The 24,088-nt window shown below is 54.1% G+C and carries 27 protein-coding genes, 1 pseudogene and 1 riboswitch; of the genes and pseudogenes, 14 read left to right on the forward strand and 14 right to left on the reverse strand.

From position 1 onward, the window contains the following. Positions 1-6 precede the first annotated feature (6 nt). The 4 genes from ACT3RW_RS11325 to thiO all read right to left on the reverse strand — a co-directional run bounded on the left by ACT3RW_RS11325 (position 7) and on the right by thiO (position 3,342). Positions 7-1,152 carry a ThiF family adenylyltransferase gene (locus tag ACT3RW_RS11325; RefSeq protein WP_444613812.1) on the reverse strand — a complete coding sequence of 382 codons (1,146 nt, stop codon included), beginning with the start codon at positions 1,150-1,152 and terminating at the stop codon, positions 7-9. Then, entirely contained in the window at positions 1,152-1,970 is an 819-nt protein-coding gene (locus ACT3RW_RS11330) for a thiazole synthase (protein ID WP_444613813.1), read from the reverse strand. Before ACT3RW_RS11330 ends, ACT3RW_RS11325 begins: the two co-directional genes overlap by 1 nt. A 2-nt stretch (positions 1,971-1,972) precedes the next feature. Further along, positions 1,973-2,218: a sulfur carrier protein ThiS gene (gene thiS, locus ACT3RW_RS11335; RefSeq protein WP_444613814.1), complete on the reverse strand. Its 246-nt coding sequence runs from the start codon at positions 2,216-2,218 to the stop codon at positions 1,973-1,975. After that, a complete protein-coding gene (thiO, locus tag ACT3RW_RS11340; RefSeq protein WP_444613815.1) occupies positions 2,215-3,342 on the reverse strand; it encodes a glycine oxidase ThiO in 1,128 nt (375 codons plus the stop codon). The genes thiS and thiO overlap by 4 nt, the downstream gene beginning before the upstream one ends. Further along, positions 3,340-3,444: riboswitch (TPP riboswitch) on the reverse strand. It overlaps the preceding gene by 3 nt. An 80-nt stretch (positions 3,445-3,524) precedes the next feature. Here thiO and ACT3RW_RS11345 point away from each other — a divergent pair. Together ACT3RW_RS11345 and ACT3RW_RS11350 are read left to right on the forward strand one after the other, a co-directional pair. Continuing rightward, positions 3,525-4,088, forward strand: coding sequence for a nuclear transport factor 2 family protein (locus ACT3RW_RS11345; RefSeq protein WP_444613816.1), 564 nt, complete (start codon positions 3,525-3,527; stop codon positions 4,086-4,088). Then, a complete protein-coding gene (locus ACT3RW_RS11350; protein ID WP_444613817.1) occupies positions 4,027-4,500 on the forward strand; it encodes a GNAT family N-acetyltransferase in 474 nt (157 codons plus the stop codon). The genes ACT3RW_RS11345 and ACT3RW_RS11350 overlap by 62 nt, the downstream gene beginning before the upstream one ends. An 83-nt stretch (positions 4,501-4,583) precedes the next feature. Here ACT3RW_RS11350 and ACT3RW_RS11355 read toward each other — a convergent pair whose 3' ends face one another. The 7 genes from ACT3RW_RS11355 to ACT3RW_RS11385 all read right to left on the reverse strand — a co-directional run bounded on the left by ACT3RW_RS11355 (position 4,584) and on the right by ACT3RW_RS11385 (position 10,222). Continuing rightward, complete coding sequence (locus ACT3RW_RS11355) at positions 4,584-5,792, reverse strand: mechanosensitive ion channel (protein ID WP_444613818.1); 1,209 nt, start codon at positions 5,790-5,792, stop codon at positions 4,584-4,586. A gap of 336 nt (positions 5,793-6,128) precedes the next feature. After that, positions 6,129-6,560, reverse strand: coding sequence for an OsmC family protein (locus ACT3RW_RS11360; RefSeq protein WP_444613819.1), 432 nt, complete (start codon positions 6,558-6,560; stop codon positions 6,129-6,131). A gap of 4 nt (positions 6,561-6,564) precedes the next feature. Then, entirely contained in the window at positions 6,565-7,026 is a 462-nt protein-coding gene (locus ACT3RW_RS11365) for a GNAT family N-acetyltransferase (protein ID WP_444613820.1), read from the reverse strand. A 126-nt stretch (positions 7,027-7,152) separates the two neighbouring features. Next, positions 7,153-7,911: an alpha/beta fold hydrolase gene (locus tag ACT3RW_RS11370; protein ID WP_444613821.1), complete on the reverse strand. Its 759-nt coding sequence runs from the start codon at positions 7,909-7,911 to the stop codon at positions 7,153-7,155. 129 nt (positions 7,912-8,040) lie between these two features. Continuing rightward, on the reverse strand, positions 8,041-8,721 hold the full coding sequence (locus tag ACT3RW_RS11375) for a VOC family protein (protein WP_131088667.1): 681 nt from the start codon (positions 8,719-8,721) through the stop codon (positions 8,041-8,043). A gap of 54 nt (positions 8,722-8,775) precedes the next feature. Further along, the gene (locus tag ACT3RW_RS11380) at positions 8,776-9,543 is read right to left on the reverse strand and encodes an isocitrate lyase/PEP mutase family protein (protein ID WP_444613822.1); all 768 of its coding nucleotides are present in this window, start codon (positions 9,541-9,543) and stop codon (positions 8,776-8,778) included. An 88-nt stretch (positions 9,544-9,631) separates the two neighbouring features. After that, a complete protein-coding gene (locus ACT3RW_RS11385; RefSeq protein WP_444613823.1) occupies positions 9,632-10,222 on the reverse strand; it encodes a GNAT family N-acetyltransferase in 591 nt (196 codons plus the stop codon). Between the two features lie 189 nt (positions 10,223-10,411). On the opposite strand from ACT3RW_RS11385, the gene ACT3RW_RS11390 reads away from it, so the two are divergent. Both ACT3RW_RS11390 and ACT3RW_RS11395 read left to right on the forward strand, forming a co-directional pair. After that, positions 10,412-10,708, forward strand: a complete 297-nt coding sequence (locus tag ACT3RW_RS11390; RefSeq protein ID WP_444613824.1) for a Fe-S cluster assembly protein HesB — start codon at positions 10,412-10,414, stop codon at positions 10,706-10,708. 134 nt (positions 10,709-10,842) lie between these two features. Beyond that, the gene (locus tag ACT3RW_RS11395) at positions 10,843-11,964 is read left to right on the forward strand and encodes a DNA alkylation repair protein (protein ID WP_444613825.1); all 1,122 of its coding nucleotides are present in this window, start codon (positions 10,843-10,845) and stop codon (positions 11,962-11,964) included. A 37-nt stretch (positions 11,965-12,001) separates the two neighbouring features. On the opposite strand, the gene ACT3RW_RS11400 is transcribed toward ACT3RW_RS11395, so the two are convergent. Further along, positions 12,002-12,508 (reverse strand): 2'-5' RNA ligase, encoded by a 507-nt coding sequence (locus ACT3RW_RS11400; RefSeq protein ID WP_444613826.1) that lies wholly within the window; start codon positions 12,506-12,508, stop codon positions 12,002-12,004. 187 nt (positions 12,509-12,695) lie between these two features. Between ACT3RW_RS11400 and ACT3RW_RS11405 the strand changes: the two genes are divergently transcribed. From ACT3RW_RS11405 to ACT3RW_RS11425, 5 genes are all read left to right on the forward strand, one after another. Next, the gene (locus tag ACT3RW_RS11405) at positions 12,696-13,544 is read left to right on the forward strand and encodes an alpha/beta fold hydrolase (protein ID WP_444613827.1); all 849 of its coding nucleotides are present in this window, start codon (positions 12,696-12,698) and stop codon (positions 13,542-13,544) included. Positions 13,545-13,627: 83 nt separating this feature from the next. Then, on the forward strand, positions 13,628-14,776 hold the full coding sequence (locus tag ACT3RW_RS11410) for an acetyl-CoA C-acetyltransferase (protein WP_444613828.1): 1,149 nt from the start codon (positions 13,628-13,630) through the stop codon (positions 14,774-14,776). Positions 14,777-14,803: 27 nt separating this feature from the next. After that, entirely contained in the window at positions 14,804-16,402 is a 1,599-nt protein-coding gene (locus ACT3RW_RS11415; protein WP_444613829.1) for a fatty acyl-CoA synthetase, read from the forward strand. Beyond that, positions 16,392-17,591: an acyl-CoA dehydrogenase family protein gene (locus ACT3RW_RS11420; RefSeq protein ID WP_444613830.1), complete on the forward strand. Its 1,200-nt coding sequence runs from the start codon at positions 16,392-16,394 to the stop codon at positions 17,589-17,591. Before ACT3RW_RS11415 ends, ACT3RW_RS11420 begins: the two co-directional genes overlap by 11 nt. A 64-nt stretch (positions 17,592-17,655) precedes the next feature. Further along, a complete protein-coding gene (locus ACT3RW_RS11425; protein ID WP_444613831.1) occupies positions 17,656-18,120 on the forward strand; it encodes a phage tail protein in 465 nt (154 codons plus the stop codon). On the opposite strand, the pseudogene ACT3RW_RS11430 reads toward ACT3RW_RS11425, so the two are convergent. Then, positions 18,117-18,878: pseudogene (locus ACT3RW_RS11430) on the reverse strand (MBL fold metallo-hydrolase); the annotation flags it as partial. The gene ACT3RW_RS11425 and the pseudogene ACT3RW_RS11430 overlap by 4 nt on opposite strands. Before the next feature lie 171 nt (positions 18,879-19,049). Here ACT3RW_RS11430 and ACT3RW_RS11435 point away from each other — a divergent pair. From ACT3RW_RS11435 to ACT3RW_RS11450, 4 genes are all read left to right on the forward strand, one after another. Next, positions 19,050-20,327, forward strand: coding sequence for an ISL3 family transposase (locus tag ACT3RW_RS11435; protein ID WP_444612499.1), 1,278 nt, complete (start codon positions 19,050-19,052; stop codon positions 20,325-20,327). A gap of 189 nt (positions 20,328-20,516) precedes the next feature. Continuing rightward, positions 20,517-21,200: an MSMEG_4193 family putative phosphomutase gene (locus tag ACT3RW_RS11440; protein ID WP_131088679.1), complete on the forward strand. Its 684-nt coding sequence runs from the start codon at positions 20,517-20,519 to the stop codon at positions 21,198-21,200. A 10-nt stretch (positions 21,201-21,210) separates the two neighbouring features. After that, the gene (locus ACT3RW_RS11445) at positions 21,211-21,738 is read left to right on the forward strand and encodes a DUF3090 domain-containing protein (RefSeq protein ID WP_444613832.1); all 528 of its coding nucleotides are present in this window, start codon (positions 21,211-21,213) and stop codon (positions 21,736-21,738) included. Then, the gene (locus tag ACT3RW_RS11450; protein WP_444613833.1) at positions 21,735-22,502 is read left to right on the forward strand and encodes an SCO1664 family protein; all 768 of its coding nucleotides are present in this window, start codon (positions 21,735-21,737) and stop codon (positions 22,500-22,502) included. Before ACT3RW_RS11445 ends, ACT3RW_RS11450 begins: the two co-directional genes overlap by 4 nt. An 85-nt stretch (positions 22,503-22,587) precedes the next feature. On the opposite strand, the gene ACT3RW_RS11455 is transcribed toward ACT3RW_RS11450, so the two are convergent. Continuing rightward, positions 22,588-23,421 carry a hypothetical protein gene (locus tag ACT3RW_RS11455; RefSeq protein ID WP_444613834.1) on the reverse strand — a complete coding sequence of 278 codons (834 nt, stop codon included), beginning with the start codon at positions 23,419-23,421 and terminating at the stop codon, positions 22,588-22,590. A gap of 137 nt (positions 23,422-23,558) precedes the next feature. Between ACT3RW_RS11455 and ACT3RW_RS11460 the strand changes: the two genes are divergently transcribed. Then, entirely contained in the window at positions 23,559-24,062 is a 504-nt protein-coding gene (locus ACT3RW_RS11460; protein ID WP_131088683.1) for a mycothiol transferase, read from the forward strand. Positions 24,063-24,088 lie beyond the last annotated feature (26 nt).

Here is a 24,088-nt window from a genome sequence, read left to right on the forward strand (position 1 = left end):
TGACTACTAGTAACTAATTTTTTCGCCTTCTACCTGCAAATGCCAGGCTAGGGTTCCGCCGGCAAGACTGTAGAGGCGGCAAGATTCTGGAAGTACCTTGGCAGCAATTTCTACTGCCTGCTGGGAGCGGACTCCGGTCTTGCACACCATGACTATGGTCGGGGCCTCGGCAGGAATTGTGTGCACAGCCTCATCGCGCACCTTCGCCAGCGGTAAGTGAATACTTCCCGGAATGGCTACGATGTCCCGCTCCCACCCCTCGCGAACGTCTACTAAGAGAACTTCCTGTTCTTGCAGCATTGATTGGAGTGCTGTGACCTCTAACTGGGCTACTGGTTTTTCTACTGTGCAAGCAACTGGCTGATACTCCCCTAGCTCAGTGACTTTAGTACGTTGCGGATCAGGTGAAAATCCTAAGGTTCGCACACTGGCCGACAGCGCATCGTAGAGCCAGAGCTTGCCGGAGAGCGTTTCTCCAACTCCGGTAATGAGTTTGAGCGCTTCGGTGCTCATCACTGAACCGACTACTCCGCATAACGCTCCGAAGACTCCACCTTCGGCGCAGCTGGGCACCGAATCAGCATCAGGAATTTCGGGAAAGAGGTCCCGCAGCATCGGACCGGTACGCGGATCAAAAACCGATACCTGACCAGAAAATTGGTACAGCGTTCCCCAGATCAATGGCGTACCGGTAATTTCTGCTGCGTCTGAGGCAAGGTACCTGGTGGCGAAGTTATCGCTACCGTCGATAACTAAGTCGTAGTCGGTGAAGAGTTCAATAGCGTTGTCTTTGCTCAGCTTCTGATCAATGGCTTCCACCTTGACATCGCTGTTGTGTTCTAGAGCTATTCTGGCCACCGAGTGGACCTTGGGATTACCAATATCGGTTTCACGATGAATGATCTGACGCTGAAGATTAGATATTTCAACACTATCGTCATCTAGCACCCCTATATGTCCAATGCCGGCCGCGATGAGATAACTGGCGATGGGACTGCCTAATCCTCCGGCTCCAATGATCAGTACTTTGGCGTTGAGGATTCGCCGTTGGCCTTCTTCGCCTACCCCAGGAAGTGTGAGGTGTCGCGAGTAGCGTGCAAGCGCACCGGCTTCAAAATCCGTTGCCGGTTCACACAATGCAGGGCGAGTCATTAGAACTCACCGACCAGCGTTTGCATCATGCCTTCTTCAGGTGAGGAGGCCAGTGCGGTATCGCGCTTGGGGATTCGGCCGGCCAAGTATGCCGCCCTACCGGCTTTAACTCCGTCGCGCATTGCGGCGGCCATCAGTGGAGCATTGTGCGCCCGGGTCACTGCGCTAGCTAGCAGTACTGCATCGCAGCCAAGTTCCATGGCAAGCGCCGCATCCGAGGCGGTACCCACCCCTGCGTCAAGAATGACTGGAACGTTGGAACGCGAAACTATGGTGGAAATATTGTGTGGATTCAGGATCCCCAAACCTGAGCCAATGGGTGCGCCAGCAGGCATGATTGCAGCAACTCCCGCATCCTGCAAGCGTTGGGCCAGGGCGGGATCATCATTGGTATAGGCAAAAACCTCAAAGCCATCAGCCACTAACTGTTCGGTGGCCCAATAGAGTTCCAATGGATCAGGTAGCAGCGTGTCCTCATCAGCGATGACTTCCAGCTTGATCCAGTTGGTTTCTAACGCTTCGCGGGCCAGCTGTGCGGTGAGCACGGCGTCGCGTGCGGTGAAGCATCCAGCGGTATTGGGCAAAGCAATCACATCATTGCGTTGCAGCAACTCATAAACGTTGCCTGAACCGGATGCTGAAAAATGGCGGATGGCTACCGTGGTGAGTTCTGTCCCGGAAATTTGAAGTGCACTTTCCAGCGTGGACAGCGAGGTAGCACCTCCGGTACCTAGGATCAGGCGTGAGGAAAAAGTTCGTCCAGCAACAACAAATGGGTCCGTGGTTGCATTAAGTTCTGTTATCTCTTGCGCTTCCATGTTCAGCCTCCCTGTGCTGCCGTGACGAGTTCGATTGTGTGTCCGCTCTGCACTGCAAATCCGTTCCATGAGCTGCGCGGCACCACTGTCCCATTGACCGCGGCGGCCAGTCCAAGTTTGCTACCGTCAATGGCTTTGGAATCGTTGTCGAGTTCCTTGCCGATGTGTCTGGCGATGAATTCACGCAGGGACAATCCTGCGTCCACCTGAACGGGTTGGTTATTAACCGTGATGCTGATTGAAGTCATGAACTTTGCTCCAAAAGTGTGTCGGATGAGTAGGTAGGGAAACGGTGCGGGTCAACGTCCTTGAGCATCGCACTGGCCGGCAGGTTTTCTGTCAGGTCAGCGGTGAGCGTTGATCCCAACGGGCTGAGTAGCACTCCGTGACGTGAATAGCCGGTGGAGATCACCAGCCCTGGATCTATACGACCGATTAGCGGGCGGTCATCGGCAGTTGCAGGACGAGCTCTGGCAATGACCTCGTTCAGCGAGCAATCAGAGATGCCGGGAACAAGTCTGCGAGCGTTATCCAACAAGTTGTACATGGCGCCAACGTTGACTTGTGGATTCCCGTCTTCGCGCACGCTGGCTCCGAGAACAAGACTTCCGTCTTTGCGCGGAACCAGATAGACATTTTCTCTGTGCACGATGCCTCGAATAATTCGGGTCACTAATGCAGGGCCGGGTGGGCCTTGGATCCGCAGGATGTCACCATAAACCGGGCGTACGGGAGCTGGTTGAACTCCCCTAACCGTTCCTAGGGCAGTACAGAGAATTGTTTGCTCTGCTTCCAGTCTTGTACCTGAAGACGTCAGCACGGCCGTGGTTTGATTCTTGTCATCCTTGATCACTTCAACACACTGTTCAAGCACGAGATCCGACTGGAAATACTCCAGAAGAATTCGTACCACCGAGCGAGGGTCAATTTGATGATCATCCTCGCAAAGCACCGCACCAGCAATGTTTCTGGCCAGCGCAGGCTCTAGGTTTCGCGCTTGGCTGGGCAACAGCTTTTGAGCTGACAGGCCTAAGGAAGTTTGTAATTCCACCAGCTCGTGTAGGGCTTCACGGTCCGCGGGTTCTGCCGCTACCACCAAGGTTGAGCTTGTCAGATAGTCGGGACGCTGGCCCGAGATCGCTTGAATCCTGTTCACAAAATCTGGATAGCTCTTGTTGGAGGCGGCCAACATCTGATGCAGTGGTCCTTGGCCCCAGACGGTTTCTGCTGCCGGCGCCAACATTCCTGCGGCAGCATGGCTGGCGCCTTGGCCGGGTGAAGGATCAATAATGCAGACAGTGTGCCCGCGCGAGCTGAGCTCAAACGCTGTGGCTAGGCCGATGATTCCGGCACCAACGATGTTGACATGCATAGGCGCACGCTTCCTTCCTACGGCGGCATGACCCGCATCAGGTATAGCGGTCGGCTCAGTGCCCTCTCAGCCTGGTCGATTCAGGCTCCCGCGGAGATGTTGCGATTATAAGCATGACCCAGCTCATAAAAGCGAACTACGGCGGACTTTGTTCCGTCATCTTCTGTGATGTACTTACAAACATGTCGCTTCCGAAGTATCCCGCTGAATTGGTTGCTGGTTCCACGTTGTTGGAAACCATCGTTGAGTTTGAGCAGCAGCTACTGTCTCCTACGATTCGCAACAACCCTGACCAGCTGAGTCTTCTATTGCACAAGAACTTTGGTGAGATTGGAGCCAGCGGACGTACCTACAACCGAGAACAGATTCTTAGATTGTTGGTCGCTGAGGATTCTGGTGGCAGCGCAGGACAGGTTCATGACCCTGTTGGTACACAACTGTCAACAAACCTTGTGTTGCTCCGGTGGTCCACCTTCGGTCACAGGGCAAGTCATCGCACTTCCCTGTGGTTCCACGATCAGGGCCGCTGGCAAATGCTCTTTCACCAAGGAACACTGAGCGCAACGGCAACCGACAAAGAACGCGATACCACCAATGCGCAAGTAGAAAATACCGGCGATGAAATTAGCGTTCGAAAGCTCAGGGTGTCAGATGCCGACGCGGTTTTTGAAGCCTTTACCTCTGATGCAGAAATGCATCGTCAAGGTGAGGCCAGCACTCCCGCAAACGCCCGTAAACGCCCGTAAATATGTTGGCGCCCTACTAGCTGATTGGCGACGTCAATGTCCGTTGGCCATCACGAAGAACGGGCGATTGATCGGCTTAGTTTGCGGCACCTTAGATTCAAGTAATAAGAATGCATGGATTTGGTATTGGATGCATCAGGCATTTAGAGGGCAGTCGCTGACTACTCGGGCTGTGGCTACCCTGGCGAATTATCTCTTTGAGGAGCAAGACATCTACCGCTTGGAATTAGGGTTACGCGCAAATAACCCAGGCTCCCGGCACGTCGCTGAAAGGAATGGTTTTCTGCGTGAAGGTGTTGAGCGGGGCAAATTCCTGATCGACGGTGAGCGTATTGATGTTTTCACTTACGCACGTCTTCGTGATGATCCCGTGTCGTCTGTAGTTCCGTTGCCGTTGAACCTAACTGAGTAAGTTTAATGACACGCAGAAAAGTCGTGGAATCCTAAAAGGATTCCACGACTTTCTATTTGTCCCTGCTGTTTTGATCTAGGTGGTTAGATACCCGGCGTCGTAGGTGGAGTCGTCGGTGGTGCTGGCGGAGCCGGCGGTACCGAACCTGGTTCGTTGGAGACCACCTTGTCGGTATCAATCTTGTTCAGCGTACGAGCCGCTGCGTCACGTCCGCCGAGGCCGAAGGCCAGCGCTGCTGCAAGAGCTGCGCCGATAACAATTGCGCCGAAGGCCATGTTGATGATCGAGTCAGCGATGCCCATGTACTTCAGGCCCATTGCCACGAACAAAGCGATCGCGGTGTATCGGATGATCTTCGAAGCCGTGGTTTCACCCAAGAACTTGCCGATCACGTTGGCAATAACAAAACCTGCCGCGATGATTGCTGCGCCGAAGAGGATCTTGCCACCAAGGCTCAGAATTTCATTGAGGATGTTGGTTATTGCTGGGAAGTTCAGCATCTGTGCTGCCATCACGCCGAAGAACAGAATAATGGCGATCTTGACGATTCCAGCGATGATTCCCGATGCGCTCTTGCCGTCTGGGACTACGCCCCACTCAGCAACTACACGGTCAGTGCCCACACCCTGAAGGGTGGTTTCTAGTAGCTGACCTACGAACTTAGCGATCAATACGCCAACTGCCAATAGTGCAAGGGCCATGATGACCTGCGGGATGGCGGTGAAGACCAGCTGCAACATCTGTTGGGCAGGATCCGAAATTGCCGCGATACCCAAGACCTGCAGTGCCGAGATAGCAACAACAAGCAGGATCAGTGCAAACACAATGTTGGAGATGATTCCAACGATCTTCGCCTGAGCTTCGCGTGACTGAACTTCGTCTACGGGTTCGTTGGCTGGAGTCAGCTTGCGAACGAGACCACTAAAGTCCACCGTTCCCAGTCCGGTATTCAGCAGCTGTCGAACGATATTTGCGATGACATAGCCAATGAAGAAGATGAAGCCGGCACCGATCAGATTCGGGATAAATGCCATGACTCCACCGAGCAGGCCCTGCACCGGTGAAAGAACTTCTGAAAGCGAGAAGACCTGGAGGATAGCGACGAGGCCAAAGAGCCAGACAATCAGCCCGGCAACTTTGCCGAGGGATTGCCCTATTTGAGTTCCGTCATTTCCTTGCTTCTGCAAGAACTTCACTCTGCTCACTAATTTGCCGGCAGCCCAACGAACTATTCGCGCTACAAGCCAAGTAATGATGAGAATGACGAGCGCAATGGCTACTTTCTGTAGCATTGACGCCCAGTCTATGTTGCCTAAGATGTTCCCAGACTGCATTTTCCGCTCCTTCAACGTAGGGACAAGTCGACCCTACGATGAAGGAACTACGCTGACTAGGGCAAAGACTGTAACTCCCAGCCAACGCTCATTGGATATATTCAGGTCTTAGTGCGGTATTCGAAGCAAAAATGGGCGCCTGCAGCGAAATTCGCACATAGTGACCTGAGACACAACTGAATCACAAAATTTTTTGAAACTTATCAAATCTTCAAATCAGTGAATTCACTTGAGTGACTTGCGGTTTCTTAGATCAAGAGTTATTCAGCAAGTCCCAAATCGACTCCAAGGGACTTACTCAACCACTTCGCTGACCACGGAGGCACCGAGCTCGACGGTGCGAGAGACAGTGCAATATTTGTCGTGAGATAGCTTGACGATTCGCTCCACCATACCGGCGGCTTTGCGCCCCTCTTCGGTATCCGGGAACTTAAGATCAAAGCCAAGGTGAATGTCATCCATACGGCTTGCGCCGTCTTCAGTGATCTTGTATCCACTTGCCTGAACATCAAATTTTTCTGGCTCACTACGTCGAGTTGTTGCCACGTCCACGTCGATTGAAGAGCAACCAGCAATGGCTGCCAGCAACAATTCAACCGGCGAGAGCAGACCCTCACCCTGACCAAATTCAATGCTCGCACCGGAGGCGGCACTGGTTGCAACATACTTGCCTGACTCGGTGCGCTGGACGTTTACTTCGCGAAGTGCGCGGCTATTTTCACTCATGAAACTATCGTGCCACGTTATCTGCCGGTGAGCATTCGTGACGTAATACGGTCCTCGGTGAAGCCGCCCCGTCGCCCCCAGCAATGAAGCTGAATCCGGAGTTGCTGAAAAATTCAATGGCCAGCACACGCTGGGCGTCCAGATGCACCTCAACGTTTGGGCTCTTGTTTGTAATGTGGTTCAAAAGGAGCTTGCCGATTCCTTGGTGGCGGTCCGAATGGCGCACCCACAGCAGCTCAACTTCCAAAGCATTCCAAGCCGCGAACCCTAAGATCCGTTCACCTTGTTGAGCAATGATCACTTCTAAAGATTGTGAATAGACGGATTCCAAAGCTTTAGCTACTGCATCAAGATCCGCAGCAGAAATGAAATCTTTACGTCGTTCGACGGAACTTTTCCAAACGTCTAGCAGGTCTGGAACTTCATCGATGCTCGTCCACTCGCGTAGGACAATCTGCTCGTCCATGTATTACTTCCTATCTCCGCGCAAAGGCTCTGATTCAAGGTTTAACTTTGAATACAGATTTTTCGCCGAGACGATTCGTCGGTTCAGCGGGCCATGATTTGAATATCTTACGACTTCTTGAGCGAATCACTTAGTTCTCTGGTAATCATGGACTTCGTCGACCCACGAGCGCAGGGCGCTTTGCACGGCTTCGGGTTGGTCAATGTGTACGTTGTGTCCAGCGGCATCAATGATGCTTACGCGTGCATTCGGGTAACGGTTCAGCAATAGGCTCTGATCTTCATATCCGGTGACATGGTCTTGGCGCCCACAAACTATCCGCACTGGCACTGTGAGTTGAAAGTCCCGATCCAGTGGCAACGGATCAAGAACATAGCGCCTGGATAGCTTGGCCATTGCCCTAAGGTTTGCGGCCTTCAGACCAGGAAGCACCCACTGGGAAAAGTCGTGCCAGCTTTGTTCTGTTTGAACTACCGCGATGTCGGAGAACAGCTGCGCATCCGTTTCAGGGAGTGAATCGAGCAGCGCCGGATTGTGCACCACGACTGCTTGCTCAGGTAACGTCCGAGATTCTGCTTGGGGAAATACTGCCGTCGCCAACAGGAAGATGCCTTGCACGTTGTCCGCAAATCGATCCGCCATTTCTTGGCACAACAGTCCTCCCATCGAATTACCCAGCAACGCAAAAGGAGCACCTGCCGTCACGGATTCAATGGTGCTTTCTAACCAGTCAGCTAGCTCTGGCAGGCCTGCTACCCCGTCCAGCGGAGGACATTCACCAAATCCTGGAAGATCAATGTTGTGGAGTTCAAAAATCTCGCCGGAGAGGAGAGTCTGTTCAAACGGCTTCAGTATCCGATGATCAACTCCATTGCCATGGATCATAAATAACGGCATCGGCGCTTTGGTCGTTGTGTCCATAACTGCGGTATTGACTTCACTTTCAGCGATTGCGTTCCTGAACTGTGTGTTCGGCAACGCAACTAAGTCTACGAAAGAAGGCAGGGTCCAAGGTCAATTGGTCGGCGCAGGCAGGATACAGAATTCGTTTCCCGATGGGTCCAAAAATACACGCCAGGGAATCTCTCCCCATTCATGGTGGAATTCGCTTCCGCCAAGCTGCTCGACTCGTTCAACGATCTGTTCTACATCATCGTCTGGTTCTAAGCGTAGATCTAAATGAATTGAACTCTTGGAATCGGCCTTGTCCTGCTGTTGTGGCACTATGCCTAACAGTGGCCCGACCTTATTTGGGTGCTGGAGTACCGTGGGCGATTCTGCGCTCTGTTTCCAACCGGTCAGTGCTGACCAAAATTTGATATCGCGAACTGGATCGGCACTCCAGACTTCCACTGCTAATAACTTAAATCGACCCGAACCGTCGCCGGGCTCAACTACAAGGTAATCTCGCCCAGCACGGTCCTGTAGCTTCCTGCGCGGCGCGAGGTAATGAGCCGATGTTGCATAATCATCGGCATTCGATTCGATCACCACAGGAAATAGTCGCTGCGCTGAAACACCCGAGTCACTGACTGTCGGGAAGCAAAGATCCAGGAAGCTATTATCCGAAAACTGAAGTCTCGTTTCGTAGCCGCCGGAATTATCACTCAACGTTTCCGCACTGAACAGCTCTTCCCAGAAGATGCCCTGTTCATGCGGATTTGATGCGTCAAAGACCAGATTTTCCCAGTACATCTCGCCCCTCGATAATCAGTTTCTCGTAGTCCGATTTTTCTTGACTTTGAATTCTTAGCCCTGGCGCCAAGCGCTCAGCTGCTGCGAGGAAACTTCAGCCAGCCACTTCTGCCACAGCGGGCCGAAGCTCACGCGACGAACACCCAGTTCACGCAAGGCGGCAAGATCACCAGCAGCGTGAGCGGTCACCGGGTGAGCCGTCACGTTCACTGGAATGGATACGGCTTCAACAACTTGTTTCACTTGATCCGCACTGGACAGAGCCACGGGATATACGCTGCGAGCCCCGGCCTCTTCAAGCAACTTGATGCGGGCGATAGCTTCACCTAGCGGATCAGAAAATTGCTCGGACAGCTTCACCGCATCGGTTCGACCGTTGATCACAAAATCAACGCCAGCCGCATCTGCCGCTGAGCGAACACCGTGAATGTAGTCGGCATGCTCTTGGCGGTCTCGCACGCGCTTACCTTCGCCGTGAACAACATCTTCAATGTTCACGCCCACTGCACCGGCAGCATAAACGCGTTCAAACAATTCCTCAGGCTTTAGTCCATAACCCGACTCAACATCGGCACTGACCGGGATTTCCACGGCACCGGTAATCCGCTGAACTACGGCAAGGTAGTCAGCAAAATCCATCTGCTCCCCATCGGCACTGCCGATGGAGTCTGCCACCGGGTGACTGCCGATAGTCAGGCTTTCAAACCCAGCTTCTTGGGCCAGCGAGGCACTGAATGTATCCCATACGGTGGGCATGACCAGTAGCTCTCCCGACTCGTGTAAGCGGGCTAGGTTCTGGGCGCGTTCGTTGAATACTGACAAGGTGACCTCCTGAAGAAAGTGGTTCGTGCTCAGTCTACGTAGCCGTAAGCATGTACCAAGGGACTATGGAAAACTCTCAGCTGCTTGATCAGTTGTGAGCTCTTGTCTCAGACTCAACCATGTACAGCAGAGTTTCATTCCTGCCACCGGTGCTGCCTGGATCTTCAGCCCTTCGTCCTACAAATCTCAGACCGGCCTTGATGAGCACCTTACTGGAACCGAAGTTTCGTGAATCGCAGGTCGCTTCAATCTGGCGAAGCTGCAAGAGCCGGAATCCTAGGTCTACCAGTGCGACTGCTACTTCGGTCCCCAAGCCCTGTCCCCAATAATCCTGATGCAGGGTGTAGCCAAGCTCGCCGATTCGTTGTTCTTCATTGGTGGTCCATACCGACGCTGTCCCAATGACCGCGCCACCAAACATGACCGCCATCATTAACCTGCCGGGCTTGGTCACCAGTGCGTCGCTCAGGAAGGCTTGAGACTCCTCAAGCTTGTTGGGACCCCACAGGCTATATCTGCACACCATCGGATCCGAGGCAAAGGAATGCAGTGCATCAATGTCAGTTTCCAAGAACTCGGCGAGCGCCAGAGACTTCGAGGTTGCAAAGATCCGTCGTGTGGGTTGAGCTGACGAACCCTCGACCGAATGTGCCACGTCAAGGCCCGGTACTTGTTCCACGTCCACTCCCCTTGAATCTGATTTTCCTGCCAGTCTAGGCGTTCATGGGCGGACCCTATCTGATTTTACTGCTGCGTGGGGAGGATATTTCGTGCCTATTAAGCGAGTTTGAGATTCACTGCAGTTTTTGGAATCGTGGCACGAACATGCCTTGACCTTGGTATGTACGCAACCGGAAGGAGAGCCATCGTGCTCGCACTGACCGATCAAGCATCATCCATCGTGACCGCAATCGTCACCAACCAGTCTGAGGCCGAAAAAGCAGGCCTGCGCATCCACCAGGCTGACGCTACGACCGCACCTGAAGAAGCAGCGTTTGCCATTCAGATTGTTCCTGAACCAGAAGAAACCGACACTGTTGTTTCGGGTGAAGGTAGCCCTGTCTACCTGGACGAGCTCATCGCCGATGACCTGGACGACAAGGTACTGGACGCAGCAGTGGACGAGCAGGGCGGCGTCAGCTTCCAGATCCTAGTACAGAACTAATAGTTCTAGAGCACTACCCCACAGACTTCCAGTGAGAGCCACCTACTTTGGTGGCTCTCACTGTGTTTAAGCCCTAAGCCGGTGTTGGACCAAACGGGTTCGCAGGTTGGGCCGATCCGGTCAAGAATGGCTATATGCCTTTTGCTGATCAACTTATCGGTGTAGACGTAGCCGAACGCCTCGTACACGAAATCCACGCAGTCGACCCGCAGTGTTCTCTAGAAAATCTTCGTAGCGCAACAAAGATTCTGGATCCGCTGAGTCTGCGTGAACGCTCGGATGCTCTGCGCGATGCCCTGCTTACCGACTACCCCGAGTCATATACGCAGCTGGCGAATGTGGTGAAGAAGGCTGCTGAAACTTCGCAGACCTTTAGCGGGTGGATGATCTGGCCGGTGACCTCCGCCGTGGCAACCCGTGCCGACAGTGAAAATACGACAGCGTCATTTACCGATGCCATGGCGCTGCTGGGTTTGCTCACCCCACGATTGTCCTCGGAATTTGCGATTAGGGTTTTGCTCAAGCATGATCTCCCCGCCGCACTGAATCTTGTCCAACAGTGGACCGACTCATCCGATGAGCATGTTCGCAGGCTAGCAAGCGAAGGCACGCGTCCTTATTTGCCTTGGGCGGTCAGGGTTCCTCAGATCGTGAATGACCCGGCCTGCACTATTCCAATTCTTGATGCGCTTTACCGTGATGAAAGTGAGTACGTTAGGCGCTCGGTGGCTAACCACCTGAACGACATCAGTCGCCACGATCCCGAACTAGTCACCTCAACAGCCCAGCGCTGGATGCAAGCGCCAGAGGCCACAACACCAAAACTCGTCAAGCATGCACTGCGCACGCTGATCAAAAAAGGTAATCCTGCGGCGTTAGCGCTACTTGGTTTTGGCACTCCGACGGTTGAGATCAACGGGCCATTGATCCACGAATCCCAGGTTCCTTGGGGCGGAACCGTGAACTTCACTGCGACTGTCCGCAATACCGGTGCCGAGCCTACACAGCTTGCCATCGACTACGTGTTGCACCACCAAAAGGCCAATGGATCAACCACAGCCAAGGTCTTTAAGCTAACGACTCGCACCCTGTCCCCAGACGAAACCCTGGATATTGCCCGTTCGCATTCCTTCAAGGCCATTACGACTCGTCACTACTACCCCGGAACGCATTCAGTGTCCCTGCAAGTTAATGGTGTGCCTACCGATACTGCAGAGTTTGAGCTCCTGCCTGAACCCACCGATAAATCTTCCTAGTTACGGGAAAAGCTTCTGAACCAAAGCCAACCTAGGTTCACCCCTGGGCAAGTACCGTTAGCTCTTGCAAACCTGGCTTCCAGTACCCGGCGCGAATTGCAGTGAATTCTCGGCAACACTCGGCTCCCAACTCATCGAGCGCTCGGAGGTATTCAGGGACTATCTCGCGTGGAAGTCGTAGCCCCATGGTCAGATGCGGGATCCATCGTGGCCCGTGTCCAACAGTGTTCACTTCACTGATGGTTCGGCCCGCGTGTTCTAACTGAGGGGAAGTTTCCAATAACCAGGCAACGGTTTGTTTGCGTTTGGTTCCGAAAACCACCGTTCCCACTCGTTTGAGTTGTGCCGGGATCACTGCCGGCAGCAGGTCCGTGGCGCAATGGATCACTTCGTCGGCTAGTTTTGGCGCGAAAGTAATGCTGATATGTGGAGTCTGATTCTGTACGGGAAATCCCTGCAGGGCTAACGCTGCAAAGATTTCACGAACCTGTTGTTCCTCCGACTCGGATAAGTGCAACAAGATGTTTTCTGGTGACCTACTCATCTTTATCACTCCCCGTTCAGCTTGCTCTTCGTTGTAGTTTCTCACGCTTAGTGTTCTCGATTCGGCCGATCCTCTGGTTGACGCTGTGCAGCGTGTGGGACAGGATGAGCGTCAAAGCCTTACATGCGCAGCGCTACTCTCAACCGCGCTGCGTGTAAGTTCGCTGACGGTTGATGGGTGAAACAACATGGCAACGCGTGAAGTTAATGGCGTGAAATTAGGTATCGAAAGTTTCGGCGATGATGCTGATCCGCTCATGCTGCTCATTGGTGGAACCACCATGCTTTCGTGGCCCGATGCGCTGTGTGAAAAAATCGCCCATGCTGGCCGACATGTAGTGCGTTACGACTTACGTGACTGTGGAGAATCCGATACCGAGGATCCTATTAACCCGAAATACACGCTGCGCGATCTCGCTGCGGATGCTGTTGCTCTGGCACAAAGTTTAGATCCACGTCCTGCACATCTAGCTGGCATTGGCGTGGGCGGCATGGTCGCTCAAGTAGCGGCGCTGGATGCTCCAAATGCTTTCTCTGCTCTCACGCTATACGGAACACGACCTGTCGCTCCGGGCCCTGTTGATGAAGATTTACCGGAACATGATCAGCAGATCATGGGCCAGTTATTCTCTTCGTCCATGCCCGATTGGACGGATCGCGAAGCCGTAGCGGACAGTTCGGCCATTGGCGCCGGCATCTTGGGTAATGATCCAGTTCAAGCACGGCACACTGCCTCGCGTATTTGGGACCGGACCTCTCCCAACACTGTGCCAGTACACATGGCCAATCAGCTGGGCATCGTCTTCTCAAAAATTGATTGCACTCCGCGTTGGCGAGAACGCTTGGGGTCGCTTCAGATACCTACCTTAGTGATCCACGGTGCCAAGGATCCGTTCTTCCCGCTCGGAAACGGCCAAGCCCTGGCCCGCGAGATCCCCGGGGCCACATTGCTCGTCTTAGACCAGGCCTCTACTGCTATCCCCGATCACAGCGTTCAAGAGATTTCTGACGCGATGTTAGGGCTGGAAAAGTCTTGAGCTCATTACCCTAGACAACGGCTACGGACTTGGGCATTGTTGGTCAAACACAGACTTTGACGTGAACAAACTGGAGGACCCTCATGGCCGAGGCTTACATCATCGATGCACTTCGAACTCCAGTGGGGCGGCGCGGAAAGGCGCTTTCCCAAGTCCATCCCCTAGATCTTGCTGCTTTTCCGCTCGCTGAGCTGGTGCAAAGAAACAACATTGATTCTGACCAATACGACGAGATCATTCTTGGCTGTATCGACCAGGTAGGTCCTCAAGCAATGGACACCGCCCGTAATGCGTGGCTAGCGGCTGGACTCTCCGAGTTAGTCCCCGGAACCACCGTTGAACGACAGTGCGGTTCAGGACAGCAAGCGGTGTCCTATGCAGCCCAAGCGGTCGCTAGTGGCAGCAGTGATCTGATCATCGCTGGCGGAGTTCAGTCAATGTCTAGCATTCCGTTGTCCTATTCCAACACGGCAGCCACCGACTTTGGATTCCCGGATCCCTACACCGGCTCCAAGCTGTGGGCAGCCCGCTACGGAGACCAAGAAATCTCGCAATTCCGCGGAGCCGAAATGATGGCTCAACACTGGGGATTTTCGCGTGAACAATTAGAGGACTTCGCGGTCACCTCCCATGAACGGGCCCTGGCTGCTCAAGCGCGAGGATATTTTGACCGAGAAATCCTGGCCATGGATCAGTTGCAGACAGATGAAGGTCCCAGGGCCGTGGACCGCGGCAAGATGGCAAGTCTCGCGCCAATCGTCCACGACGGACGGCATACCGCAGCCACTGCATCCCAGATGTCTGACGGTGCGGCCATGCTATTGATCGCTTCCGAAGCAGCAGTAAAACGTTACGGTCTAAAACCACGGGCCCGCATCCACCACGTCTCTGCGCGTGCAGATGATCCAATCATGATGCTTTCCGCACCGATTCGTGCCACCAAGTACGCGTTGGAACGCACCGGTATGGCCATGGCGGACATGGACCGTATCGAAATCAATGAGGCCTTCGCTTCAGTGGTACTGGCATGGCAGAAGGAAACCGGTGCCGACATGTCTAAGGTCAATGTTAACGGCGGCGCCATTGCGCTGGGCCATCCCATCGGCGCCACCGGCGCACGTTTAATGACTTCGCTACTACACGAGCTAGAACGTAGTGACACGCGTTGGGGCTTGCAAACCATGTGCGAAGGTGGCGGACAAGCCAACGTCACCATCATTGAACGACTCTAAAACTATCCGGCGACAAGGGATCTCACTATGAGTTCATGGACAGAAAAGTCAGCAACGGCCCGCGATGATTCGAACACTATCCCCGCATTGCTTCAACGTGGTGTCTTGCGCAATCCGCTGGCCACAGCACTGAAATTCGAGGACCGCACGTGGACCTATCAAGCTCTAGCGATAGCAGTGAATCAAGTTGCAGGCAGACTGAAGGCGCTTGATCTACCCACAGGATCTCGAGTCGCGGCCTTTGCCGCCAACAGTGATGCCTACGCCATCTTGTTCTTGGCCTGCGCCTCAACAGGGTTGGTTCATGTGCCGGTGAATTTCGCTTTGAAGGGTGATGAGCTGCGCTACCTGCTACAAGATTCTGGGGCTTCTCTGGTGATCGCAGACCAACCTCGCCAACAGCTGGTCCAAGAACTGGCAGACCGCCACGAATTGCCCAAGGTGCGTGAAATCTGGTCTCTGCTGCCTCTCGAAGGAAACGAGAACAGTGTTTTGGCAACGGCCTTGAGCAAGGAGAATTCCGAAGAATACTCAGGCGTGAAAATCACCAGTACTGACCTCGTTCAGCTGCTCTACACCTCTGGAACAACCTCGGCACCGAAAGGTGCGATGATGACCCACGGTGCCCTAATTGCCCAATACGTATCGGCCATCATCGCCCTAGATCTGGATGCCGAAGACCGCCCGTTGATTGCAATGCCGCTCTATCATTCGGCAGCGATGCACGTGTTCTTGTTGCCTTATCTAGCTCTCGGCGCCAGCGTCCGTTTACTTTCCAAACCGGATATCGCTGAAATATTAGAGCTCGTTGAATCCGAACATATTGGATCTCTGTTCCTGGCCCCAACGGTTTGGGTTCCGTTGAGCAACCATCCGGACCTGGCAACTCGGGATCTCAGCTCGCTAGCGAAAGCTCAATACGGCGCATCGATTATGCCGGTCACCGTGTTGTCCCGGTTGCGCGAACGCTATCCGAAAATCGGCTTTTACAACTGTTTTGGACAATCTGAACTGGGGCCGTTGTGCTCAGTACTGAGGCCAGAAGAACACGAGGTCAGGCCAGCCTCCTGTGGTCGTCCGGTGTTCTTCGTCGAGGCAAGAGTTGTCAATGCGCAGGGCATGCTTGCCGAAGCAGGAGAACCCGGTGAAATACAATATCGTTCTCCTCAAGTGATGAAGGGGTATTGGAACAAGCCTGAAGAAACTGAGCAAGCGTTTATTGATGGTTGGTTCCGCTCTGGTGACCAAGTTGTCAAAGATCGTTCCGGCTACATTCAAGTAGTGGATCGCATCAAGGATGTCATCAACACCGGAGGTGTTTTGGTGGCACCCCGCGAGGTTGAGGACTGCATCTATGAACTGCCAGAAGTTGCGGAAGTCGCTGTTGTTGGCATCGATGACGAACGATGGATAGAAGCGGTCACCGCTGTGGTGGTGCTCAGAGAAGGCACGCATCTGACCGCCCAAACGGTGCGAGACCATGTGAAATCGCGCATGGCTGGTTACAAGGTGCCCAAACGTGTTGACTTTGTCGCCCAGCTGCCCCGCAACCAATCGGGCAAACTACTTAAACGTGAACTGCGGGCTGAACGGGCCGCTACCGGAGGCCCCGAGAATGGCCACTGATCCTTGGATGAAATTTGATCTGAGCACACCGCTAGATACCGATTATTTATCGGCTTTTAGCTCAGTGACCAGTGCGGACCGCGAGCACTGGACAAGGGCCCGTCAATTCGCTGAAGAGGTCTTCCCTGTTATCAACGAGCACTGGGACAAGGCACACTATCCCGTTGAATTGGTTAGGAGGATGGGCGAGCTTGATCTGCTCACCGACGGGCTGGATATCGCCGGACACGCGAAGTTTTCACCTCTGGCGGCCGGATTGGTGACCATGGAGATTTCCCGCGCCGATGGCTCTATGGCTGCTGCCGCTGCCGTTCAAGGTGGACTGGTTCTACGCAGCTTGAAATTATTCGCAACACCCGAACAACAAGAGCAGTATTTGGAACCGGTCGCCACCGGAAAACTGCTCGGTGGCTTCGCCCTCACCGAGCCGCACCACGGCTCCGACTCTGTCAGCCTTGAGACTTCCGCCCGCAAAGATGGTGAGGAATGGGTGCTCAACGGCAATAAAAAATGGATAGGAAATGGTGCAGTCGGCGGCATCACTATCGTCTGGGCTCGCGATGAGACTGACGGTCAGATCAAGGGATTCATCGTTGACCAACAAACTCACGGCTACGAAGCAACACCCGTTCAAGGCAAAGGCGTACTACGGGCCATCGAGCAAGCCGAGATCAGACTTCATGAGGTGCGTGTTCCGGGCACTGCCCTATTAGCCAACGCCACGTCGTTCAAGGATGTATCAAAGGCCCTAGTGGAAACCCGAGTGAACGTGGGCTGGTCCGCCCTAGGTCACGCCCTATTCTTGTTTGAGGCGGCGTTGCAGTACGCCAAGGAACGTGAACAATTTGGCAAGCGGCTTGGTGCTCATCAAATTGTGCAATCGCTCCTTGCACAGATGCTCTCGGAACTGACGAACATGCAATTACAGTGCGTCGCGGTCGCAGCCGAACAAGCCGCGGGCAACCTCCGTCCAGCCCAAGCCTCGCTGCTGAAGTACCACAACACCCGGGCAGCTCGCCGGGTGGCAGCAACGGCCAGAGATATGCTCGGCGGCAACGGCATCCTGCTGGAAAATCACGTCATACGCCATGTTGGAGATATTGAAGCGCTACATACCTATGAGGGAACCGAAACTATTCAAGCGCTCATTCTCGGTAGAGACCTCACCGGCTTCAGTGCATTTGGCTAAGTGGGATGGCTAAGATATTCATGATGTGCACTACGTGCCTAGCTTGCGTTGCAAAGGACTAAATATGGCTTATCTCGTTGATTTTAAAGATATGTCCACCGTGGGATTAGAGACTTCTCCGGTCGCCGAAGCCTTGGCTGGGTTGCGTGCCAACGAGGCGCGATATCTGAAGAATAAATTTGATCATGGCCTAGTGCTTGAGGATGCAGCTCAGAGCGCAGAAGTGGTCCAGTGGGTACACAATATTCTGCTGAAAGAACGCGAATTAGAAATCGCTTCTCGTCCCCTGCAGGCTTGCGTCTTTGAGGCAGATGGCGCCAAGCGAGCCTACGTTTTTTATGAGTCAGGATTATCCATCAATGTCCTCTATGGACTAGCCGACGGTGAAAAACGCGCAGTGGGATTTAAGCTCTCCGACGGAATGGAAGTGCCCGAAGAGCTGGCAGATAAGTTCAAGTTCGCGCGCCAGAAGTCAAAGCTCGCCGGAACCATCCGCGGATCCTATTTTGTGATTAAGGGCCAGTACTAACCCCCCAGTTGCCGGTAGCCGTCTTGCGCCGCTTCGCGTAGGAATTCTTCTGGCCACAAGGCCCTCAAATCGCTAGAGAACCTGAAGTTCTCTAGCGATTTTTTGTCCGCGTGTGCTTGGCCGATTTCCTGCGCTAATTGTTCAAGGTGTCCTTGTTGCCGGAGAACAAAGTCGCTGTCTACTGGTTCACCGTGGCCTGGGATTACCGTATGCCCGGGCTTGATTAGCTCTAATAAGGAAGCCAGTACTGCTGCCCAGCCTTGTGGTTTTGACCCTTCCCCAAACATGGGCGGACCGGATTCTTCGATGATGTCTCCAAGGAACCAGACTCCGGCATCGGGGACCAACACGGCTAGGTCCGTTTCCGTATGCCCAGGTCCCAATGGCAACAATTCTAGGATGCGGCTGCCGAGAACTACTTTGCTGGCTGTCTTGATGGGCCTGCTAGGAGGCGTGAGAATCACGTCATGCCAGCCCCGGTCCCTTTCGGACTGTGGCTGCTTTTGAGCTTGTTTCAGAAGCGGTTGTTCATATTCCTGGAAATGTGTCGGGATCAGATGATGTCCGTAAATAGGTATCCCTGCATCCTGAAATACCTGATTTCCAAAAGTGTGATCATAGTGCGCGTGAGTGTTGACTACGGCAACGATCGGCAGCGCCGATAGTTCTGCAACGTCACGAATGATCTCTTGCGCTTCTTCGGGGTTGTTACGTGTATCGATAACCGTAGCTCCGGTGGGGCCAAGGACCACACCTACCGAAACATCGGCAGGGTTGTAACGCCGGTGAAAGACTTTGTCGCCTACTTCTAACCACTGATTACTGGCTCTTCAAGTTTTAGCGTGGTGACCCCGAAAAAGAAGTAAGGCCCGCAGTCCTCTGCGAAGATGAGTGTTGTCTAGACATACATCAGCAAGGAACTACGAGCCGTGTTCAAGGATACCGGGCCAATCGATGCTGCGTCGATTCTGTTGAACCTCAACGACTACCGCGTCATCAGCGCCACCCACGAAGCAGACGGACGACAAGCCCTCATCGAGCCCAAAGCTACCGAAGCAGCATGCCCCACCTGTGGAGTGCTCACCCAACGAATCCAGGCCAGACCAATACATCGGGTGAAGGACGTGCCAGTCGGCGGCACCGACCTGCAGGTATTGGTGCGCAAACGCCGTATGGCCTGCCAGGAATCGGCCTGCGAACGCCGTTCATTCGTTCAAACCACCGAGCAACTCCCGTTCCGTGCCAGGATCACCACACGACTCTCCCAACAGTTCGTGGACGAGATGAGTTCCGAACTCAGGGCAGTGTCCCGGGTCGCTGCCGCGCATGGGGTGTCTTGGCCTACGGTCATGGCCCGGCTAACCACGATCGGTGAACTGGTCGGGGACGTGGACCGCATGTTCATCCGCCGGCTCGGCATTGATGAGCACCGGTTTCGCAAAGTCCGCTACGCACGGGGCCGGACCGGGAAAGTAGTGCGGATTGAGCCGTGGTCGATTGTGTTTACTGATCTGGATACCGGAAAGATTCTGGATATCGTGGACGGACGCCGCGGCACGGCGGTGAAACGGTGGCTGAAGAATCGGCCACGGTATTGGCGCCAACGGGTGCAGTACGTCGCGATCGACATGTCATCGGAGTTCCGCAAGGCGGTGCGGGAGAATCTGCCGAAGGTAAAGGTTAGCGTGGATCATTTCCACGTGATTCAGCGGGCGAATCTGATGATCACCCAGGTCCGCCGACGTCGCTCCCACGAAGTCTTTGATCGTCGTGGCCGGGCTGCTGATCCGGCTTACAAGTACCGGAAATTATTGACTTGCAATCTGGAGAACTTGTCGATCAAGCAGGTTGAACGGTTGAAGCTGATCTTGGAATCAGACCCGGAACTCGGAGTGATCTATGCGATCAAGGAGCATGTGCGGGAACTATTGAAAGCTACGAATATCCATGAGTTCCAATCCCGGTGGGCGGTGCTGGAAAAGTCCGTGCGAGCAACAACAATGGTTGAGGCGAAGTCGCTGTTCCGGACGTTGACCGGATGGCGCAGGGAGTTGCTGGTGTTCGTTAGAACCAGATTGACGAACGCCAGGAGTGAGGCAGCGAATCTGACGGCGAAGAACTTGAAACGCATTGGCCGGGGTTATCGGAACCATGCGCATTACCGCCTTCGGATACTGTTATATACGGCAGGGCTGCGCCCGTGCTGAACACTCTGCACCACGCTTAAGTTTTAAGAGCCTGATTACTGGGCAAGTTATCTCCTAGTTGTGTGCTCTACACATGACGCGTACACCGGCAACGGCTACCTCCGATTATCCGCTGATGTGTTTGATCTCAACGCGGCGGATTACAGTCAAAGTCTCGCCTGTAATCAACTGGATGACTAGGCTAGGTAAATGGCCACTGTAATTCTTGTGCGGCATGGCCGCACCACCGCCAACGCTTCTGGCGTGCTGGCCGGACGAACACCTGGAGTCAGCCTCGACGAGACCGGTGAGGCACAGGCAGAACGCACTGCCACCAGACTCGCAACAATTCCACTGGCCGGCATCGTTTCAAGCCCGTTAGAGCGTTGTCAGCAGACCGCCGGCTTCATTATCCGGCACCAGATGAACCCACCAAGCCTTGAGTCGGCTGAAGATCTGACCGAATGTGATTACGGCAGCTGGCAGGGCAGCAAGCTCAGTGAACTCTCCGTTCAGGCCCTTTGGTCGAAGGTCCAAGCTAACCCCTCGGCAGTCACCTTCCCTGACGGTGAATCCATGGCTGGAATGCAAGCCCGTGCTGTGGCAGAAATTCGCAGATTAGATGCGGACTTTGAAGCTAAGCACGGACCTGACGCGGTATGGGTGGCGGTCAGCCATGGCGATATCATCAAATCAGTATTGGCCGACGCATTGGGAATGCATCTTGATCTTTTCCAACGTATCAACGTGGGACCGGCTTCAGCATCGATTGTGCATTACGGTTCTGGCTCCCCCACGGTGCACTCGGTCAATACCGAAGATGGGGATCTTTCCTGGTTGGCCCCGGGACTAAAAACAGTCGACGCCCCTGTGGGCGGCGGAGCAGGACACTAAGGAAGTAGACATGGCGGAAATAGTCCACGATTTTAATTGGCCCGATCGAGTTGTCATTGGCACCGTCGGCGAGCCGGGCTCACGTACCTTCTATTTGCAGGCACGCGCTGGATCAACAATGACCAGTATCGCCTTGGAAAAGCAGCAAGCTGCAGTCGTAGCTGAGATGATTGACGAAATTCTTGATCAAGTCTCTACGATCTCCGGTAATGCTTTCAGCGTTCCGACTCACACTCCGGTGGAGCTAGTAGATAACGATCCTCTGGAAAAGGTCGAAGAGGCCTTCCGCGCCGGATCAATGAACCTCGGTTGGGACGCCACCGTGGCGCAAGTAGTGCTGGAAGCCTTCTCGCTGAACGAAGAAAATCCTGAGTCAGAACCTGAGGCAGTGATGCACGTGCGGATGCCAGTTGGCACAGCTCGTGCCTTCGCAATGCGAACCCATGAAATTGTGGCTGCCGGACGCCCAGTATGTTCGACTTGTGGCTACCCGATTGATCCAGATGGTCATACCTGTCAGGGACCAGAACTTTCATGACGCCATCTGATCTGCTCACCGATGAACTGGAACTCACCGGTCGAATCACCACCGCTTCCAATGCCACGTTTTTGGGCACCATCGGTGAGCTGAGCGTGGTTTACAAGCCTGTTAATGGCGAAAAACCTTTGTGGGATTTTCCAGACCACACCCTAGCTAACCGGGAAGTTGCGGCGTACCTGGTTTCTGAAGCGCTGGGCTGGAATGTAGTGCCACGTACCTGGTTGCGTGAAGGTCCATTGGGTATCGGCATGGTGCAGCTATGGCAAGATGTAGACCCTGAACAGCACGCCGTTGATCTGGTGGCCAGCGACCAGCTTCCGGCCACCGCCTGGCAAACGGTTCTGCATGGGGAAGATGAGAGTGGAGCGCAGGTGAGCCTGCTGCATGAAGATAGTGTTCAGCTGCGTCGAATGGCCGTCTATGACGTCTTGGTGAACAACGCAGATCGCAAAGGCAACCACGTTTTAGCTATGCCCGATGGACATCGATTCGGAGTAGATCACGGGCTGAGTTTCCATGAAGAACACAAATTGCGCACGGTTCTCTGGGGTTGGATTGGGCAGCCGTTGTCCGAGGAAGAAATCGACGGCATCGACCGGATTATCACCTTGCTTGATGCGCAGCTCGGCGAGCAGCTTTCCCAGTTACTGAGTATTGCTGAGCTAACAGCGTTCAAGGACCGGTGCCTCAGTTTGCGTGAAGACGCAGTCTTTCCTGGCCCCAGCGGTGAAATGCCGGCTGTGCCTTGGCCACTGTTTTAGCAGTAGCTTGTTGACCGGTCAGGCTAGAAAAATCTGGATCTCATGAAGTCTCACCTGCGCCAGAACACACGGGGCGTCCTGCCAACTAGAGATTGAGAAATTTCTTGAGCAGGCCCAAGACTCCTCGAGACTCACGCGCGCCGGAATTAGCCTGACGGTTTGCCGTCCGCTCAGCCTCGTGGGCATATTCCAACGCCAGTTCATCCTGACCGTCAAAGGCATGAAGTGCTTCACTGAGCGCTCCGATAACCAGCAAGTCGATATGAATTCCGGTGAGTTTTCCCGTTTCGTCTCTGCTCTCTACTACGGGGAATACCCGTTCTGGCCGAGCAATCAGAATGGCAATGTTTTCGCCGTCAACAGCTTTAGGCAATGTGGTGATCAGGGAGCCGAGTGGACCGTCAATTTCTGTATCCATCCGGTCGAACCACCCGGAACCGTCGCTGGGCGAAATGACAGTATCAAACCACGTATCTGGATCAGACGGCATATTGGGCACGATAGCTTCGGCATCGCTCATCGCAACACTGGACATCTCCGAGCTCGGGATACCTCGTAGATTTGGCATGCCCGCCCGTTGGTCTACCAACCGCGTCCCCGCTTCGACATGACTTGGCTCGAACGTGGCAGGGGCAACTGAGACAGTTGGCTGATCAGAGAGGACCAGGCTCAGATAGGCTGGTCGACTCAACGCTAGATCGTAGCTTTCTGGTACTTGGGCAATGGTTGCCACAACCTTGTAATCACCAGGCGGGATACTCAGCACACTAGGGGTCTGCAGCAGTAGCGGATCGCTGATAGCCAATTGACCCGAGGACACACGAAGCTTGCCGAACTCGAAGGTCTCAAATGTTGCAGGCTGGCCGTCAGGAAGACGGAACACTCCAGTTTGAAGGGCCAATAGTCCGTCTGCGCGCATCGCAGTTCTCCTCGTCGTCCCCATCTGGTGATGGCCTGATCCTCTTTTACGTCAGCGTACTCGCACCTAGATCTCGTACTTGGATCTTCCACCCCAGGATCGTAGGTAATGCCCATGCGGACAGGCACAATGGAACTATGAATGCTCACGCTATTTTTGCCGATTTCATCCAACGTCCCATCGACGCAGCCCATCGAATCCCAGAACTGAACGCTGAGCAATTGAACGCTCATCCCGGAAATCACCCGAACTCCGTGGCATGGCTGCTCTGGCACACCGGCCGCGAGATTGATGTTCAGCTTTCGCACTTGTACGGAAAACCTGAAGTATGGGAGTCCTACCGGGACCGTTTTGATCTGGGTGAACTCGGTGACTCAGTTGGATACGGGCACACCGAAGAGCAAGCTCGTCAGATTCAGGTCTCGGATCGTCAGCTGTTGGTTGACTATGTCGAAGCCTGCCTTCAAGCTCTAGCCGAATACATCAACGTGTTGACCGAAACCGACTTTGCTGAAGTGATCGATACGAGTTGGGAGACTCCAGTAACCCGCGGGGTGCGCCTCGTTTCCATCATTGACGATGCCACACAACACATTGGCCAGGCCGCCTACGCTGCCGGAGCAGTCACCGCCAACAGCTAGCGGTTTCTTGGAAAGCCTCTTCGTGC

Origin of the sequence: Glutamicibacter sp. AOP5-A2-18, from assembly GCF_052446055.1 — a bacterium.
GTDB lineage: Bacteria > Actinomycetota > Actinomycetes > Actinomycetales > Micrococcaceae > Glutamicibacter.

Coding starts and splice junctions, on each gene's coding strand:
- ACT3RW_RS11325 (WP_444613812.1), bottom strand. CDS start 1,152: ATGACTCGCCCTGCATTGTGTGAACCGGCAACGGATTTTGAAGCCGGT.
- ACT3RW_RS11330 (WP_444613813.1), bottom strand. CDS start 1,970: ATGGAAGCGCAAGAGATAACAGAACTTAATGCAACCACGGACCCATTT.
- thiS (WP_444613814.1), bottom strand. CDS start 2,218: ATGACTTCAATCAGCATCACGGTTAATAACCAACCCGTTCAGGTGGAC.
- thiO (WP_444613815.1), bottom strand. CDS start 3,342: ATGCATGTCAACATCGTTGGTGCCGGAATCATCGGCCTAGCCACAGCG.
- ACT3RW_RS11345 (WP_444613816.1), top strand. CDS start 3,525: ATGTCGCTTCCGAAGTATCCCGCTGAATTGGTTGCTGGTTCCACGTTG.
- ACT3RW_RS11350 (WP_444613817.1), top strand. CDS start 4,027: ATGCAGAAATGCATCGTCAAGGTGAGGCCAGCACTCCCGCAAACGCCC.
- ACT3RW_RS11355 (WP_444613818.1), bottom strand. CDS start 5,792: ATGCTACAGAAAGTAGCCATTGCGCTCGTCATTCTCATCATTACTTGG.
- ACT3RW_RS11360 (WP_444613819.1), bottom strand. CDS start 6,560: ATGAGTGAAAATAGCCGCGCACTTCGCGAAGTAAACGTCCAGCGCACC.
- ACT3RW_RS11365 (WP_444613820.1), bottom strand. CDS start 7,026: ATGGACGAGCAGATTGTCCTACGCGAGTGGACGAGCATCGATGAAGTT.
- ACT3RW_RS11370 (WP_444613821.1), bottom strand. CDS start 7,911: ATGATCCATGGCAATGGAGTTGATCATCGGATACTGAAGCCGTTTGAA.
- ACT3RW_RS11375 (WP_131088667.1), bottom strand. CDS start 8,721: ATGTACTGGGAAAATCTGGTCTTTGACGCATCAAATCCGCATGAACAG.
- ACT3RW_RS11395 (WP_444613825.1), top strand. CDS start 10,843: ATGCCTTTTGCTGATCAACTTATCGGTGTAGACGTAGCCGAACGCCTC.
- ACT3RW_RS11400 (WP_444613826.1), bottom strand. CDS start 12,508: ATGAGTAGGTCACCAGAAAACATCTTGTTGCACTTATCCGAGTCGGAG.
- ACT3RW_RS11405 (WP_444613827.1), top strand. CDS start 12,696: ATGGCAACGCGTGAAGTTAATGGCGTGAAATTAGGTATCGAAAGTTTC.
- ACT3RW_RS11410 (WP_444613828.1), top strand. CDS start 13,628: ATGGCCGAGGCTTACATCATCGATGCACTTCGAACTCCAGTGGGGCGG.
- ACT3RW_RS11415 (WP_444613829.1), top strand. CDS start 14,804: ATGAGTTCATGGACAGAAAAGTCAGCAACGGCCCGCGATGATTCGAAC.
- ACT3RW_RS11420 (WP_444613830.1), top strand. CDS start 16,392: ATGGCCACTGATCCTTGGATGAAATTTGATCTGAGCACACCGCTAGAT.
- ACT3RW_RS11425 (WP_444613831.1), top strand. CDS start 17,656: ATGGCTTATCTCGTTGATTTTAAAGATATGTCCACCGTGGGATTAGAG.
- ACT3RW_RS11440 (WP_131088679.1), top strand. CDS start 20,517: ATGGCCACTGTAATTCTTGTGCGGCATGGCCGCACCACCGCCAACGCT.
- ACT3RW_RS11445 (WP_444613832.1), top strand. CDS start 21,211: ATGGCGGAAATAGTCCACGATTTTAATTGGCCCGATCGAGTTGTCATT.
- ACT3RW_RS11450 (WP_444613833.1), top strand. CDS start 21,735: ATGACGCCATCTGATCTGCTCACCGATGAACTGGAACTCACCGGTCGA.
- ACT3RW_RS11455 (WP_444613834.1), bottom strand. CDS start 23,421: ATGCGCGCAGACGGACTATTGGCCCTTCAAACTGGAGTGTTCCGTCTT.
- ACT3RW_RS11460 (WP_131088683.1), top strand. CDS start 23,559: ATGAATGCTCACGCTATTTTTGCCGATTTCATCCAACGTCCCATCGAC.